9 protein-coding genes are annotated in these 15,660 nt (G+C 63.9%); 3 read left to right on the top strand and 6 right to left on the bottom strand.

The window, feature by feature from the left end:
* Positions 1-3 precede the first annotated feature (3 nt).
* Positions 4-4,869, top strand: coding sequence for an NAD-glutamate dehydrogenase (locus tag IAG25_RS20670; protein WP_187606502.1), 4,866 nt, complete (start codon positions 4-6; stop codon positions 4,867-4,869).
* A gap of 96 nt (positions 4,870-4,965) precedes the next feature.
* On the opposite strand, the gene IAG25_RS20665 is transcribed toward IAG25_RS20670, so the two are convergent.
* Positions 4,966-5,202, bottom strand: coding sequence for a hypothetical protein (locus tag IAG25_RS20665; RefSeq protein ID WP_187606501.1), 237 nt, complete (start codon positions 5,200-5,202; stop codon positions 4,966-4,968).
* A gap of 469 nt (positions 5,203-5,671) precedes the next feature.
* On the opposite strand from IAG25_RS20665, the gene IAG25_RS20660 reads away from it, so the two are divergent.
* Complete coding sequence (locus IAG25_RS20660; RefSeq protein ID WP_187606500.1) at positions 5,672-7,060, top strand: FAD-binding oxidoreductase; 1,389 nt, start codon at positions 5,672-5,674, stop codon at positions 7,058-7,060.
* Positions 7,061-7,109: 49 nt separating this feature from the next.
* Here IAG25_RS20660 and IAG25_RS20655 read toward each other — a convergent pair whose 3' ends face one another.
* The 3 genes from IAG25_RS20655 to IAG25_RS20645 all read right to left on the bottom strand — a co-directional run bounded on the left by IAG25_RS20655 (position 7,110) and on the right by IAG25_RS20645 (position 11,421).
* Positions 7,110-7,466, bottom strand: coding sequence for a host attachment protein (locus IAG25_RS20655; protein ID WP_187606499.1), 357 nt, complete (start codon positions 7,464-7,466; stop codon positions 7,110-7,112).
* A gap of 123 nt (positions 7,467-7,589) precedes the next feature.
* The gene (locus tag IAG25_RS20650) at positions 7,590-9,086 is read right to left on the bottom strand and encodes a succinate CoA transferase (RefSeq protein WP_187606498.1); all 1,497 of its coding nucleotides are present in this window, start codon (positions 9,084-9,086) and stop codon (positions 7,590-7,592) included.
* Positions 9,087-9,306: 220 nt separating this feature from the next.
* Positions 9,307-11,421, bottom strand: coding sequence for an FUSC family protein (locus tag IAG25_RS20645; RefSeq protein WP_187606497.1), 2,115 nt, complete (start codon positions 11,419-11,421; stop codon positions 9,307-9,309).
* Between the two features lie 160 nt (positions 11,422-11,581).
* Between IAG25_RS20645 and IAG25_RS20640 the strand changes: the two genes are divergently transcribed.
* Positions 11,582-12,541 (top strand): LysR family transcriptional regulator, encoded by a 960-nt coding sequence (locus IAG25_RS20640; RefSeq protein WP_187606496.1) that lies wholly within the window; start codon positions 11,582-11,584, stop codon positions 12,539-12,541.
* 1 nt (position 12,542) lies between these two features.
* On the opposite strand, the gene IAG25_RS20635 is transcribed toward IAG25_RS20640, so the two are convergent.
* The gene (locus tag IAG25_RS20635) at positions 12,543-13,226 is read right to left on the bottom strand and encodes a Fe2+-dependent dioxygenase (RefSeq protein WP_187606495.1); all 684 of its coding nucleotides are present in this window, start codon (positions 13,224-13,226) and stop codon (positions 12,543-12,545) included.
* Between the two features lie 55 nt (positions 13,227-13,281).
* Positions 13,282-15,534, bottom strand: coding sequence for a TonB-dependent receptor (locus tag IAG25_RS20630; RefSeq protein ID WP_187606494.1), 2,253 nt, complete (start codon positions 15,532-15,534; stop codon positions 13,282-13,284).
* Positions 15,535-15,660: the final 126 nt, after the last annotated feature.

Here is a 15,660-nt window from a genome sequence, read left to right as displayed (position 1 = left end):
ACCATGCTGGTCAAGAACGAAGCGCGGGTCGAACAACTCATCAACGATCTTCTGGACTTCGCGCGGGGACGATTGCCGGAACCGACCTTCAAGGTCATCGAACCGCTGCTTCGCTATTACTACGAGCAGGTCGATGTCGAGGATATCGCGAGCCGCGATGTCGCCGATCTCTACGGCGCCGCGATGGCGCACTGGCAGACAGCGCAGAAGTTCGTGCCGGGGCGCGAGGTACTGCGGGTCTACAACCCGAATCTGGAGCAGCACGGCTGGCACTCGGATCACACGGTCGTCGAGATCGTCAACGACGACATGCCGTTTCTCGTCGATTCGGTGACGATGGAGCTCAACCGCCTCGGCCTCGCGCTGCATTCGGCGATTCATCCGGTGTTTCGCGTGTGGCGCGCCGGCAAGGGCGCGCATGCGGGCGAGATCGAGCGCATCGGTCAGGGTCACGCCGAAGCGGGCGACGGCAACTCCGAGCTCGAATCGTTCATTCATTTCGAAGTGGACCGCTGCGGCGACGGCGAGCGTCTCGAAGAAGTGCGCGACAACATCGCGCGCGTGCTGGGCGACGTGCGCGCGGCGGTGGAGGACTGGCCGAAGGTGGTCGAATCGGCGCGGGTTGCGATCGGCGAACTGAAGACGAGCGACACGACGCCCGACGGCATCGAGTCCCGCGCGTTCCTCGAATGGATGGTCGCGGATCATTTCACCTTCCTCGGCTGCCGCGATTACGAGCTCGTCGAGCACGAAGGCGGCCCCGCGCTGCGCGGCGTCGCGGGCTCGGGCCTCGGCATTCTGCGCGAGACCTTGCGCGCGCCCTCGGCGGGCGACGTGACGCCGCTGCCGCCGGGCGCGGCCGCGATCATCGAAGGCGCGGCGCCGATCTTTCTCACGAAGGCCAACTCGCGCGCGACGGTGCATCGGCCGGGCTATCTCGACTATGTCGGCGTGAAGCGCACGTCGGCCGATGGCAAGGTGACGGGCGAGCGGCGCTTCCTCGGCCTCTATACATCGACCGCGTATCTCGTGCCGACTTCCGAAATCCCGATCGTGCGCCGCAAATGCGCAAACATCGTGCGGCGCGCGGGCTTCCTCGAAAAAGGGCATCTGGCGAAGTCGCTCATTTCGGTGCTGGAGCAGTATCCGCGCGACGAGCTTTTTCAGGCCGATGAAGACGTGCTCTTCGATATCGCGATCGGCGTGCTGCGTTTGCAGGAACATCAGCGCACGCGCCTCTTCGTGCGGCGCGACCGCTTCGACCGTTTCGTGTCGTGCCTCGTCTTCGTGCCGCGCGACAAGTTCAACACCGACCTGCGCCGGCGCATCAGCAAGGTATTGATGGAGGCGTTCAACGGCAAGAGCATCGAGTTCACGCCGCTCCTGTCCGAATCGCCGCTCGCGCGGATTCATATCGTCGTGCGTGCCGACCGGGGCGCGATGCCCGAAGTCGATACGCGCGAACTCGAAGCGCGCATCGTGCAGGTGGCGCGCCGCTGGCAGGACGATCTCGCCGATGCGCTCATCGACAGTCACGGCGAGGAGGCGGGCAATCGTCTGCTGCAGCGTTACGCCGATTCGTTCCCCGCCGGTTATCGCGAAGACTATCCGGCGCGCACGGCGGTGCGCGACATCGAACTGATCGAGGCGACGCACACGAGCCCAGGCGGTTTGTCGATGAGCCTGTATCGTCCGATCGAAGCCGGGCGGCGCGCGTTCCGCTTCAAGGTCTATCGCGTAGGCGATCCGATCGCGCTGTCGCATAGCCTGCCGATGCTCGAACATCTCGGCGTGCGCGTCGATGAAGAGCGCCCGTATCTGATCGAGCCGACCGGCGCGCCCAACGCATGGGTCCACGATTTCGGCCTGGAATTGCAGGACGATGTCGAGTTCGATATCGATCGCGTGAAGCCGCTCTTCGAGAACGCGTTCGCGAGCGTGTGGTCGGGCGAAATCGAGAACGACGACTACAACCGCCTCGTGTTGCGCGCGCAGTTCGGCGCGCGCGACGTGACGCTCATGCGCGCGTATGCGAAGTATCTGCGGCAGGTCGGGTCCACGTTCAGCGATGCGTATATCGAGCGCGCGCTGATCGGCAATCCGCCGATCGCGAAGAAACTGCTGCAACTCTTCCTGGTGCGCTTCGACCCGGCGCGCGGCGGTTCGGCCGAGGATCGCGAGAAGGCCGCGGAACGCGTGCTCGCCGATATCGAGGCGGCGCTCGATCAGGTGCCGAACCTCGACGAAGACCGCATCCTGCGCCAGTTCCTCGGCGTCATCACGGCGACGGTGCGCACCAACCATTTCCATCGCGATTCGAACGGCCAGGCGCGTCCGTATGTGTCGTTCAAGCTCGATCCGTCGAAGGTGCCGGGCCTGCCCGAGCCCAAGCCGATGTTCGAGATCTGGGTCTATGCGCCGCGTGTGGAAGGCGTGCATTTGCGCGGCGGACGCGTCGCGCGTGGCGGGCTGCGCTGGTCGGACAGACGCGAGGATTTCCGCACTGAAGTGCTCGGCCTCATGAAAGCGCAGATGGTGAAGAACACGGTGATCGTGCCGGTGGGATCGAAAGGCGGCTTCGTCGTGAAGAATCCGCCGCCGGCGACGGACCGCGAAGCGTTTCTCAACGAAGGCGTCGCGTGCTATCAGATGTTCCTGCGCGGCCTGCTCGATGTGACCGACAATCGCACGCCCGACGGCATCGTGCCGCCGCCGGATGTGGTGCGCCACGACCCGGACGATCCATATCTCGTCGTCGCGGCGGACAAGGGCACGGCTACATTTTCCGACTACGCGAACGCGATCGCGCACGAATACGGCTTCTGGCTCGACGATGCATTCGCGTCCGGCGGCTCGGTCGGTTACGACCACAAGAAGATGGGCATCACCGCGCGCGGCGCGTGGGAATCGGTGAAGCGCCATTTCCGCGAGATGAACTTCGATACGCAGACGACGGATTTCACCGTGGTCGGCGTCGGCGACATGTCCGGCGACGTGTTCGGCAACGGCATGCTGCTGTCGCGCCATATCAGGCTGATCGCGGCGTTCGATCATCGGCATGTGTTTCTCGATCCCGTGCCGGATGCGGCGACGAGCTTCGAGGAACGCGCGCGTCTTTTCGCGCTGCCGCGTTCGAGTTGGGCCGACTACGATGCATCGCTGATCTCGACGGGCGGCGGCGTCTATCCGCGCACGGCGAAGTCGATTCCGATCTCGCCGCAAGTGCAGGCGGCGCTCGGTATCAGCGCGTCGGTGCTCGCGCCGAACGAACTCATTCGCGCGATCCTGCTTGCCGAAGCCGATCTGCTCTACAACGGCGGCGTGGGCACGTATGTGAAGTCGAGCGCGGAGACGCATCTGCAAGTCGGCGATCGCACCAATGACGCCGTGCGCGTGAACGGCGCGGAACTGCGCGTGAAGGTCGTCGCGGAAGGCGGCAATCTCGGCTTCACGCAACTGGGGCGCATCGAGTTCGCGCAGCATGGCGGGCGCATGAACACGGATGCGATCGACAATTCCGCCGGCGTCGATTGCTCGGATCACGAGGTCAACATCAAGATTCTGCTCGGCCTCGTCGTCGCGGATGGCGAGATGACCGAGAAGCAACGCAACGCGCTGCTCGCCGAGATGACCGACGAAGTCGGCCTGCTCGTGCTGAAGGACAACTACGCGCAGACGCAGGCGCTGTCGATCGCGAAGCGTCACGAAGCCGAGACGCTCGACGCCGAGGCGCGCATGATGCGCTTTCTCGAACGCGCAGGGCGCTTAAAGCGCAGGATCGAGTTCCTGCCTTCGGACGATGAGATCGCCGAGCGAGCGGCCGCGAAGTCGGGACTGACATCGCCCGAGCGCGCGGTGCTGCTCGCGTACGGCAAGATGTGGCTCTACGACGAACTGCTCGATTCGGACGTGCCCGAAGATCTGCTCGTCGCGGACATGCTGCCCGACTATTTTCCGAAGCCCTTGCAGCAGCGCTATAGCGAGACCATGCAGCGCCATCCGCTGAAGCGCGAAATTCTCGCGACGCATCTGACCAATGCGCTCGTCAATCGCGTGGGCTGCACTTTCGTGCATCGGCTGATGGAAGAAACCGATGCATGCCCGAGCGATATCGTGCGCGCGGTGCTGATGGTGCGCGACGTATTCGATCTCGACGATCTGTGGGGCAGCATCGACCGGCTCGACAATATCGTCGCGGATGAAGTGCAGGCGCGCATGTTCGTCGATGTCGTGCGTCTGCTCGACGATACTTCGCTCTGGTTCCTGCGCCATCTGAAGCACAACGGGTTTGCCGCACACGAAGCGCGCGGCGTGCTCGCGCGCTGCCGCGAAGCGGCGCACCGGCTCGCGCCGCAACTGCCCGCGCTTCTGCCCGCGCCGCAGCTCGACGCATGGTATGCGCGCCGGCGCGAACTGGAGGATGCGGGCGTCGAGAGCAGTCTTGCGGCGCGCGTCGCGAGCGGCGAAATCGCGACGGCCGTGCTCGACAGCGCGGAAGTGGCGGCGTGCTCGGAGCGCAGTCTCGAACTCGTCGCGAGCGTGTACTTCGGCATCGGCACGCTGCTCGATTATCGCGGTATCGCCGAACGGGCGATGGCGCTGCCGATCGTCACGCACTGGGACCTGCTCGCGCGCGCGGCGGCGCTGGAAGAACTCGCGCGATTGAAGCGCGCGCTGACCGTGAGCGCGCTGGAACAATCGCGCGGCATCGATGCGCCCGATGTGATCGTCGAAAGCTGGCGCGCGAAGCGGCAGGACGCGCTGGATCGTTATACGCGGCTCCTGGCGGAACTGCGGGCGAGCGGCGGGGCGAGTCTGTCGATGTTGCTGGTGGTGGTGCGGGAGATGGCGGTGCTGGAAAGGGCGTAGGCGGGCGCATTGCACGCCTGTCGGTCGCTGTCTCTACGCTGATCCCGCGTGCCGTACGCGACGGCATGCGGGATCATGCGGCATGCCGGATCAGATTCAGTACGGCCGGTTCTTGTCGATATCGCTGTGATACTGGTTGTATGCGTCACGGCCGTTATCGCGCGCATGCTGGTCGGGACGATTGCGCTCGTCCCGGCGCTCGTCGCGGTCCACGTGCCGCTGCTGTTGCTCGTGATTCCAATGACGCTCGTGATGCTCGTGATGATGGGACTTGGCGAAAGCGCCGGTCGACAGGCATGCGATGACCGCAGCGGCGAGAATTTTCTTGTTCATGTGGCCGTTTCCGTGGATGAATGAACGGACGAATGTTCCGTTCAGCCGATACAACGTCGGCGTGTCAGCGGCGTTGACCATTGAAGCTTCGTTGTAAGGACATTCAACATTTCTTCGCAAATCGCATCGGAGTGTATTCCGTCGATAAGGAGTACGTGTTTAATGACGCCCGCGCAAAGTAAGCGCTGAATTCGAAGAGACCTCTGCGCATCCAGATTGTCCGATTCATGCTAGATGGCGTGCGCGAAATCACTGGTGCAGGCCTTTACATCCCGAAAGACAAGGCATTAAATCTACGAGCGGACCCAAGCGTCCGCTTTTCGCAATTCATCCCCGTTCTCGTGGTCTCTCAGGTGTGCATCCGATCGACACGCCACGCACGATCCGATGGCGGGTTCCTTGCGCTTTCGCGTACCAACTGGCAGGGTCGGAAACGTCGCAGCGCTTCATTCAGCAGCGAGGTCTCACAATGGTCAATATCTCAGGCGAAGCGATCGACACCCTCAAGGCGTCGGTGAGAGGCAGGATCATCTCACCGGCAGAAACCGACTACGACGAAGCACGCAAGGTCTGGAATGCGACGATCGACAGGCGCCCCGCGCTCATCGTGCGTTGCGCGGGCACCGCCGACGTGATCGCCGCGCTCGCGTTCGCGCGCGACAACGGCCTTCTGGTTTCGATTCGCGGCGGATCGCACAACATCGCGGGCAGCGCAGTCAGCGACGACGCCTTGATGATCGATCTCTCCGCGCTGAAATCCGTGCGCATCGATCCGCAAGCGAAACGCGCGTATGTCGAACCCGGCGCGCTGCTCTCCGACTTCGACCACGAAGCACAGGCATTCGGCCTCGCGACGCCGCTCGGCATCAACTCGACGACGGGCGTCGCGGGTCTCACGCTCGGCGGCGGCTTCGGCTGGATCAGCCGCAAGTTCGGCGTGACGGTCGACAATCTTGTCGCGGCGGAGATCGTCACGGCGGACGGCACATGGCGGCGCGTGAGCGCTGACAGCGATCCCGATCTGTTCTGGGCACTGCGTGGCGGCGGCGGCAACTTCGGCGTCGTGACGCTGTTCGAATACCGGTTGCATGAAGTGGGTCCGCAGATCTACGGCGGCCTCGTCGTGTATCCGCTCGAACAGGCCGACCAAGTGCTGCCGAAGTATCGCGAGTTCGTCGCACAAAGCCCCGACGATTTGACCGTATGGGCCGTGCTGCGTCTCGCGCCGCCGTTGCCGTTCCTGCCCGAAAGCGTTCACGGCAAGCCGGTCGTCGTGATGGCGAGTTGCTATGTCGGGCCGGTCGAAAACGGTGAAAGGGCGCTTGCGCCCGTGCGCAGCTTCGGTACGCCCTACGGCGAGCATCTCGGGGCAATGCCTTTCGCCGCATGGCAGAAGGCGTTCGATCCGCTGCTGACGCCCGGCGAGCGCAACTACTGGAAGTCGCACAACTTCGCGAGTCTTAACGACGAAACGTTCGACATCCTGACTAATGCGGTGAAATCGCTACCGTCGACGCAATGCGAGGTGTTCATCGGCGCGATGGGTGGACAGACGAACCGCGTTCCCGTCGATGCAACGGCTTACGCGAATCGCGATTCGATCTATACCATCAACATTCACGGCCGCTGGAGCGATGCCGCCGACGACGAGAAGTGCACGAAGTGGGCGCGCGACATGTTCGCCGCGATGACGCCGCACGCAATCGGCAGCGTGTACGTGAATTTCATGACCGGTGAAGAAGGCGAGCGCGTGAAGGCGGCGTATGGTCCGAACTACGAGCGGCTCGCCGAAGTGAAGCGGCGTTACGATCCGGACAACGTGTTCCGCAGCAATCAGAACATCACGCCCGCGGCGTGACGCGTGGCGCGCCGTTTCTCGTCGGGAAACGGCGCGCTATAAGCGATGTTCAGGGCCGGTCGAGATGACGGCGCATATCGCGCGTGTCCGTGCTCGATACGTCGCTGTTGACTTCCTCGTAGACGAGCTTGAGCGTTTCGCCGCTCAGATGATTTCGTAACAGGCCGAGAAACCGCGGTTCGACCGCGAGGCGCAAGCGATCGAATCGTTGATGCATGCGGCTTTGTTCGAGATATTCGCCGACGGTCTTGGCGAATGTTTCCCGGTCTCTTTCCGCCGTTTCCGTCGCGCGCGTAGCCGGGTTCCTGATGTCCTCGACTTGCCGCAGGTCCAGCTTCAGTCCTTGCGTCTCGAAGATCCGGGCGCGGCTGGCATCGGCGGCAAGCACCCAGGTGATGGCGGTCATGATGCTCCTCCTGTTCGCCAGCCCAAGCAGGCTCCCGCCATTGTGCGCCTAATCTTCGTGCAGCGGCTTCGTTCTCGCGCGGCATTCGCTTTCGCGGCGCAGCATAACGCGCGCGATTTCGCTTCAAGGCTGCATCGAACCGCTCGCCGCGAAGCGCGTGTGAAACGAAAATGCCTGATCGAGACGATGAGGCGTGTGGCCGCCGAGCGCTGCTGCATCGCGGTAATAGTCGCGTAACAGATCGCGATAGAGCGGATGCGCGCAGTTCTGGATCACGCTCATCGCACGTTCGCGCGGCGCGAGGCCGGTGAGATTGGCAAGCCCGCGTTCGGTCACGACGATATCGACATCGTGCTCGTTGTGATCGCAATGGGGCACCATCGGCACGATGCTCGAAATGCGTCCGTCCTTCGCGACGGATTTCGTCGCGAACACCGCGTAGGCCGCATTGCGCGCGAAATCGCCCGAGCCGCCGATGCCGTTCATCATGTGCGTGCCGCCGACGTGCGTCGAATTCACGTTGCCGTAGATGTCGGCTTCGAGCGCGGTGTTGATCGCGATGAGGCCGAGACGCCGGATGACTTCGGGATGGTTGCTCACTTCCTGCGGCCGCAGCACGAGCCTGTCGCGATAGCGTTCGATATCGCGGAACACTTTGTCCTGCCGCTCTGCCGACAGCGTGATCGACGCGCCCGATGCGAACGTGGCCTTGTCGGAGTCGAGCAGATCGAAGGTCGAATCCTGCAGCACTTCGGAATAGATCGTCAGCGCTTCGAACGGCGACGCGGCGAATCCCGACAGCACCGCATTCGCAATCGTGCCGATGCCGGCCTGCAGCGGCGGCAATCGTTTCGGCAGACGGCCGCGCGAGACTTCATGCTGAAAGAACTCGATCAGATGGCCTGCGATCAGCGCGGTGTCTTCATCGGCGGGCAAGACGGTGGACGCGCTGTCCGGCGTGTTTGTGATGACGATGGCGGCGATCTTGTCGAGCGGAATCTCGATGGACGCCACGCCGATCCTGTCATCCGTGCGCACGATCGGAAGCGGCTCGCGTTGCGGGCGGCGCTCGGGAATCCAGATATCGTGCAGGCCTTCGAGCGCGATCGGCTGCGCCAGATTGATCTCGACGATCACGCGTTCGGCCAGTATCGCGAAGCTCGCGGAATTGCCGACCGAAGTCGTCGGCACGATGCCGCCCGTCTCCGTGATCGCGGCGGCTTCGATGATCGCGAGATCGAGCTTGCCGAGACGATTCGCGCGCAGCAGCTCGACGGTTTCGGACAGATGCTGGTCGACGAACATCACGTCGCCGCGATTGATCGCGTGGCGCAAGGTCGTATCGACCTGAAACGGCAGGCGGCGCGCGAGCACGCCGGCTTCGGTGAGGATGCGGTCCGTGTCATGGCCGAGCGACGCGCCCGTCATGAGCGTGATGCGCAACGGTTCGTTTTCTTCACCGGCGCGGCGCGCTATTTCGAGCGGCACGGCCTTCGCGTCGCCCGCACGCGTAAAGCCGCTTGCGCCGACGATCATGCCGTCGCGCACGAGTCGGGCCGCGTCGGCGGCCGAGGTGATCTTCCCGCGCAAGGCGGCACAGCGAATGCGGTCTTCGTACATCGACGTCTATCTTCCAGAGCTTCGTTTAACCGAAGGCGATTATAGGTAGCGCGCTTTGTCATCGAAATCGCAAGGTTGAAAGACATTGTTCCAATGCCGTACCACTTTGCGCTCGATCCAATCGGATGCACATACGAGCGTCTGAAACCGTCGTGGAAGTGCGGCAAATAAGCGCGCCGACGATGAATCGACTCCACTATAGGGCGCACGGCGCCGTGAATTAATCGCTACGCCAGGAAGGCACCTTTTCATGCGCAGGAACGAAAGGCGCGTCGGGATCGACGAGCGCGGTGCGAATGAAGTGCAGGCACGCGAGCACGCGTTGCATGTCGTGACGCGCATTGCGATCGGCGCGCGCGAGTTCGAGCATGCTCTGCGCGATCAGGATCGACGCGACGACCGAACCGATCGCACGACGCAGCGTCGCGCTGTCGGGCGTGCGAAACAGCACCGCGATATCGCGCAACACGCGTGCGAGCGACGTGCTCCACGCGATGCGCAACGCATCGGGAAAGCGCTGTGCATGGAGCGCGCGTGATTCGTTGCGCAGATCGATCATCGCCTGTCCGACTTCGAGCGTGACGAGCATCCACGACAGTGCATGACGATGTTCGCGCGAGCGCCGCGTGAGCAGGCCGCGCAACTGCGACATCAGATCGTGCGTGCCCGAGTGAAAGCGCTCGCCGAGTCCCGCGAGTTTGCCTTCACACGCGAGCGCGGCCTGAGCGCGCAGATCGGCGAGCGTCCGGCGAACCAGCCACGGCGTGCGCGGCGGCACGATGACCGCGCATGCGATGGCCGCGCCGAGCATCGCGACGAGCACCGCGAGGCCGTTGTTCAGCAGCAGCGCCGGATCGTAGACGATGCGGTTGTCGGGCGCGGCGAGCAGGCAGAAGAACACGCAGAAGCCGATGCCGTATCCGGCGGTGTCGGCGCGCATCGCGAGGAATGCGCCTGCCGCGAGCGGCGGCGCGAGCATCGCGCACAGGAGCGCGAAGCCATCGATCGCGGGGTACACGTGACACAGGTACGTGTATCCCATGACGATCGCGAGCGCCGCGCCCGCGGCCATCTGCGCGATGAACTTCGACGGCCGCGCCGATGCCGACGACAACGCGCAGGCCAGCGTCGCGCCGATCACCGCGTAACCGCCGCTCGGCCACGCCGTGACGATCCAGAACCACGCGGTCGCGGCGATCACGATGCCGGTGCGCATGAACGTCGCGGCAAGCACGAAGCGGTTGGTCTTCGCTTCGTATCGCGAGGACGCGCGATCTTTCAAATGCTCGCCGTTCGCGATCGATGCATAGCGAATCGTATCGTCGATGAAGCGATACAGAAGCTCCGCCGATGTCGTGAAGTCGAGCTGCGTCGTTTCGTCGGTGTTTGCGAGCTTGCGTTGCGCATCGCGCAGGCGCTTCGGAAGCGTCGCCTTGTAGCGTTCCAGATGCACGTTCAGCGATGCGTGTTCGAAGATGCGCGCGAGTTCTTCGAGGAAAGGCACGAGGGCATCGTGTGCGCATTGCGCGCTGTCGTTGGCGCGCAGACGCTTCATCGACTGATCGAGCGCATGCAGGCGCGAGCACGCGTCCATGAACGCGCTGTTCAGCCGCGCGAGCTTGCCGTTGTGCTGGCGCATCGTCGGCGACTCGTAGGCGGCGAAGCCACGCGTCGCTTCGAAGCCGACGATCTCATCGACGAAATCGGCGAAACGGCGCTCACGAGCGAGGCGCGAGAGACGGCCGCGCAGCACGTCGGCGGCGAATGCGGCGAATTGCGCCCGACGCGTATCGAGCGAGTGCATCAGTGTCGCGCTGGCATGGCGCGGAAAAACGAGCGCGCTCACCACGCTCGAACACACGATGCCGAGCATCACTTCCGCGCCGCGCGTGAGCGTGGCGATCAGGAGGCCGTTCGGATCGGTGACGGCGGGAATGCCGATCAGCGCGGCCGTATAGCCCGCGAGCACGAAGCCATACCAGCGGAACTGGCGATAACGTACCGCGAGCGCGGTGCAGGCCGCGACCCATAACGTCAGCGCGAGCGCATAGAGTTCGGCCTGCTGCACGAACACGGCGCCCAGCACGAGCGCGGCGAGCATGCCGAGCGCCGTGCCCGCGAAACGATAGACGCTCTTCGCGAGCACCATGCCGGCGAAGGGCTGCATCAGCACGAAGGTGGTCGTCATCGCGACGCGCGGCTGCGGCAATTCCAGGCGCATCGCGATGCCCATCGCGATGAACGCGGCAAGCAGCGTCTTCGCGAGATGCAGCCAGACGTGACCGTCGGTGGCGAACCAGTCGCGCGTCGACAAGCGTGCTTCCAGGAACGACATGCGATCCGCCGATATGCCTCTGCTCAAGAAGGCGCCGATTGTAGGCAAGTCGTCTTGCCGGATTAATGCGGGAATCCGGGAACATTCTTTCTTGATTCAACAACAATCGATCGCGCGGAAAGGCGGACAATACCGTCTCCGATGTCATTGCTACGGTTTGATGGATACCCTACAGAACATGCGGGTCTTCGCCCGCGTGATCGAAGCCGGCACCTTCACGGCTGCCGCACAGTCGATGAACTCGACCACTGGCGCGATGTCGCGCGCCGTCTCCGAACTCGAAGCCCATTTGCGCACGCGCCTGATGAACCGCTCGACGCGGCGTCTCGCGCTCACGTCGGCGGGCGAGCGCTATCTGAAGCGCGTGCGGCAGATTCTCGCCGACATCGACGGCGCCGAAGAAGAAGCGAGCTGCGCGCATGAACATCCGTCGGGCACGCTGCGCATGTTCAGCTTCGCGAGCGTCGGGCAGCATTACATCCTGCCCGCCATCGCCCGGTATCGCGCGCTCTATCCCGATGTGAAGGTCGAGCTCACGCTGTCGCAACGCATGCCCGATCTATTCGAGGGCAGCAGCGACGTGGCCGTCGTGTCGGCAAGCGCGTTGTCGGATTCGGAAGTGATCTCGCACAAGCTGGGCGCGACCTTCAGCATTCTGTGCGCATCGCCGGAATATATTCGCGCGCGTGGCGCGCCCGAGGAACCGGCCGATCTCGCGCAGCACGATTGCCTCACCTTGCAGACGCCCGCGTTTCCCGCGCGCGAATGGACGCTCGAAGGGCCCGAGGGCCGCGAGACCTTGCAGATCAGCGGAACGGTGCAGGTGAATATCGCGGAATCGCTCGTGGTCGCGATCCGCGAAGGCATGGGCATCGGCATGTTGCCGCTCTATGCGGCGATCGAAGGCTTGCGCAACGGTTCGCTCGTGCGCGTGTTGCCGCGTCACACGTTGCAGCGCACGAATCTCTTTGCGCTCTATGCGTCGCGCAAGTTCGTCGATGCGAAGACGCGCACGTGGGTGGAGTTTCTGCGCGCGCATCTGCCGGACGTGATCGCGCGCGACGAAGCGTTGCTCGCGGAAGTCGGGCAGACGGCTTCGAACGTTTTGCGCGTCGCGTGACTCACGTCTCGCTCCACATGCGCAACAGGTTGTGATAGCAGCCGACGAGCGAACGCTTCGCGGCTTCGTCGCCATTGGTCGCGTTCAGGCGCTGGATGGAGTTATCGAGATCGAAGAGCAGCGCGCGCTGGCCGTCGTCGCGCACGAGGCTTTGCGCCCAGAAGAAGCTCGATACGCGAGCGCCACGCGTGACGGGCCGCACCTGATGAAGACTCGTCGCGGGGTAGACGATCGCATGGCCCGCGGGCAGCTTCACTTCCTGCACGCCGTACGTGTCTTCGATGATGAGCTCGCCGCCATCATACTCCTCGGGCGGCGTGAGAAAGAGCGTGACGGATACATCGGTGCGCACGCGCGCGCCATGACCGGGCACGATGCGGATCGCGCCATCGACATGACTGCCGAAATGCATGCCGCCTTCATAGCGATTGAAGAGCGGCGGATACACGCGATTGGGCAGCACCGCGCTGATGAAAAGCGGATGACGTTCGAGCAGGCCGACGATCGCATCGCCCATTTCGAGCGCGATCGGCGAGCCTTCCGCGATCTGCATGTTGCGCTTGACCGGCGCGCCCTGATAGCCCGCGGTCGCGCGGCCATCGACCCATGAGTCGCTGGCTTCGAGTCGCGCGCGCATCGCGGCGGCGTCTTCGGGGCTCAGCACGTTCGGTATCGAGAGGATCATTTTTCTTGCCTTCGCGAACGCGCGCCGCGTAGCACACGGCGCGCTCGCATTTACATCAACGGAAGCGGTAATTCAACGTCGCGATGAACGTGCGGCCAAGACCCGGCACCGCGCGTCCGCCGTCGGACGGAATCAGGGCGTCGTAGTACTTCTTGTCGAACATGTTCTGCACGTTGAACTGGATATCGTAGCGCTTCTGATGATACGCGGCCATCACGTCCCAGCGCACGTAGCCGCCCACCTGGACCAGATTGTTGTTCGCCGCATAGCGCGACGATACATACGACGGCCCGCCGCCGACCTGCCATACCGGCGTGAAGTCATACGTGGTCCACAGCGTGAGCATGTGATGCGGCGTGTTGGCGAGCTGGTTGCCCTGCGTGCCGTCGAAGGCTTGCAGGATCGTGCCGTCCATATAGGTGTAGCCGCCGAACATCTGCAACTGCTTCGTGATGTGACCCGCCACGCCGAGCTGATAGCCGCGCACGCGGACGTTGCCATCGAGGGAGTAGCTGCCGTCCGAGGCGAGCGTTCGCGCGTTGGTCTTCTCGATGTTGAAGAGCGATTGCGTGATCGACAGGCCGCCGTTCAGCAGATCCCACTTCGAGCCGACTTCATAGGACTTGTTGTGCTCGGGCGGCAGGTTCTGCTGGCCGCTCGTGAGCGTGAGCGCTTCCAGCGACGGATCGAACGACGTGCCGTACGACACGTAGTACGACTGCCAGTCAGTCGGCTGCCACACGACGCCGGTGCGCACGCTCGTGAAGTAGTTCGTCTGCGTCGCGTACCCCGGCGCGTTGATCGAGTTGTTGATGGCCGCCTCGTAGCGGTCCCAGCGCACGCCGCCGATCCACTTCCAGTGCTCGCCGATCGAGATCGTGTCGTTCAAATAGAGGCCAATGCCGTTCGCGCTCGATTCCGCGAGATTGGTCGCCACTTCGCGATAGTTCGCGGGACGCGGCACGTAGGGCGGATTGACGAGCGGCACGATCGCGAGCGTGTTCGACGGCAGGCCCGGCGTGGTCGCGGTGAAGCTCTGGTTGCTGTACGTTTCGTGGCTCAGATCGACGCCGGCGAGCATGTCGTGCTTCAGGAAGCCCGTCGCGAACTTGCCCTGGATATCGGTCGAGTTGTAGACCGAGTGATCGTTGATGTTTCGGTCCTTGCCCTGCAGACGCACGAACAGCGACGACAGCGGCAGCGTCGTGTAGTTGCCGTTCGAGAGCGCGGGCGATGAGCCGAGCGGTCCCGTCAGCACGGCCGCGGCGTTGGTCGCGCGCGCCTCGGTGCTGTAGTGGCTGAACTGCGTCTGGTTGCGCAGCGTGAACATGTCGTCGAAGCGATGCTCCACGCGCGCGTTCACCGTCTGCACGTCCTGGATCGTGCGGTCGTCGGTGAAGCCGTAGAACGTTTTCGTGTCGACGGGCGCGGGGTGGCCGTTCAGCGGCGGAATGCCGTAGTCGGGCTGATCGCGGTTGTGCTGGATCAGCGCGGACAGCGTCACCTGCGTCGGCGTGCCGATACCGAACTTCACTTCGGGCGCGATGCCGAAGTCCTTGTTGATCATCTCGTCGCGCGTCGAGCCGAGCGACTGGCCGAACGCGTTGACGCGGAACGCCGAGGTGTCCGTCATCGGCTGGTTGATGTCGACCGTCGTGCGATAGCGGTCATGCGTGCCCGCTTGCAGCGAGACATCGGCGCGCGGCTTCATGTTCGGCTGCTTGCTGACCTGGTTGATCACGCCGCCCGTCGAGCCGCGCCCGAAGTAAAGCGACGACGGCCCGTACAGCACGTCGATCGATTCGAGATTGAAGGTGTCGCGATAGTACTGGCCGCGATCGCGGAAACCGTCGAGATAGATGTCCGTACGCGCCGAGAAGCCGCGCAGGTTGATGTTGTTGCCGATCTGGCCGCCTTCGGCCGCGCCGAGCGTGACGCCCGGCACGTTGCGCAGCGCGTCCGAGAACGAGCTTACCGCCTGCGAATTCAGCACCGCCTTCGGCACCACGACCACAGCCTGCGGAATGTCGCGCAGCGCGGTCGGCACCTTCGCCCCGACGCTCGACGTGTCCGGCTGGAAATCGGGCGCGTCGGCCTGGCCCGTTACCTTGACGGCGGGCAGGGCGGCGGTTTCGGGTGCGGTGGTGTCGTTCTGGGCGGGAGCCGCTTGCTGCGCGATTTGCGATGAAGGCGCGTTCTGCGATGCGGCTTGAGCGGACTGCGGTGCGGTCTGGGCGTAAAGCGGCGCTGCCATGGGCGCGACGGCAATAGTAACCAATGCCGCGGCGAGCGGCGTCTTTCTCAACATGTCGTTTCCCCGATGCTTGTTAGTGAAATCCCAATCGGCAGCGAAGCGGGTTTTCGCGTGCCGATGTTTGATCGAACCGAGATCAAAGCGGAGCGGGCGGCGTCGTCGAGAAGAACCGGCGGCGGC

The organism is Caballeronia sp. EK, assembly GCF_014384845.1.
Lineage (GTDB): Bacteria > Pseudomonadota > Gammaproteobacteria > Burkholderiales > Burkholderiaceae > Caballeronia > Caballeronia jiangsuensis.
This window is presented reverse-complemented; position numbering and strand designations above follow the sequence as displayed.

Bases quoted from the DNA above. Each gene is read 5' to 3' on its own strand.
- IAG25_RS20670 (WP_187606502.1), top strand. From the start codon at position 4: ATGCTGGTCAAGAACGAAGCGCGGGTCGAACAACTCATCAACGATCTT.
- IAG25_RS20665 (WP_187606501.1), bottom strand. From the start codon at position 5,202: ATGAACAAGAAAATTCTCGCCGCTGCGGTCATCGCATGCCTGTCGACC.
- IAG25_RS20660 (WP_187606500.1), top strand. From the start codon at position 5,672: ATGGTCAATATCTCAGGCGAAGCGATCGACACCCTCAAGGCGTCGGTG.
- IAG25_RS20655 (WP_187606499.1), bottom strand. From the start codon at position 7,466: ATGACCGCCATCACCTGGGTGCTTGCCGCCGATGCCAGCCGCGCCCGG.
- IAG25_RS20650 (WP_187606498.1), bottom strand. From the start codon at position 9,086: ATGTACGAAGACCGCATTCGCTGTGCCGCCTTGCGCGGGAAGATCACC.
- IAG25_RS20645 (WP_187606497.1), bottom strand. From the start codon at position 11,421: ATGTCGTTCCTGGAAGCACGCTTGTCGACGCGCGACTGGTTCGCCACC.
- IAG25_RS20640 (WP_187606496.1), top strand. From the start codon at position 11,582: ATGGATACCCTACAGAACATGCGGGTCTTCGCCCGCGTGATCGAAGCC.
- IAG25_RS20635 (WP_187606495.1), bottom strand. From the start codon at position 13,226: ATGATCCTCTCGATACCGAACGTGCTGAGCCCCGAAGACGCCGCCGCG.
- IAG25_RS20630 (WP_187606494.1), bottom strand. From the start codon at position 15,534: ATGTTGAGAAAGACGCCGCTCGCCGCGGCATTGGTTACTATTGCCGTC.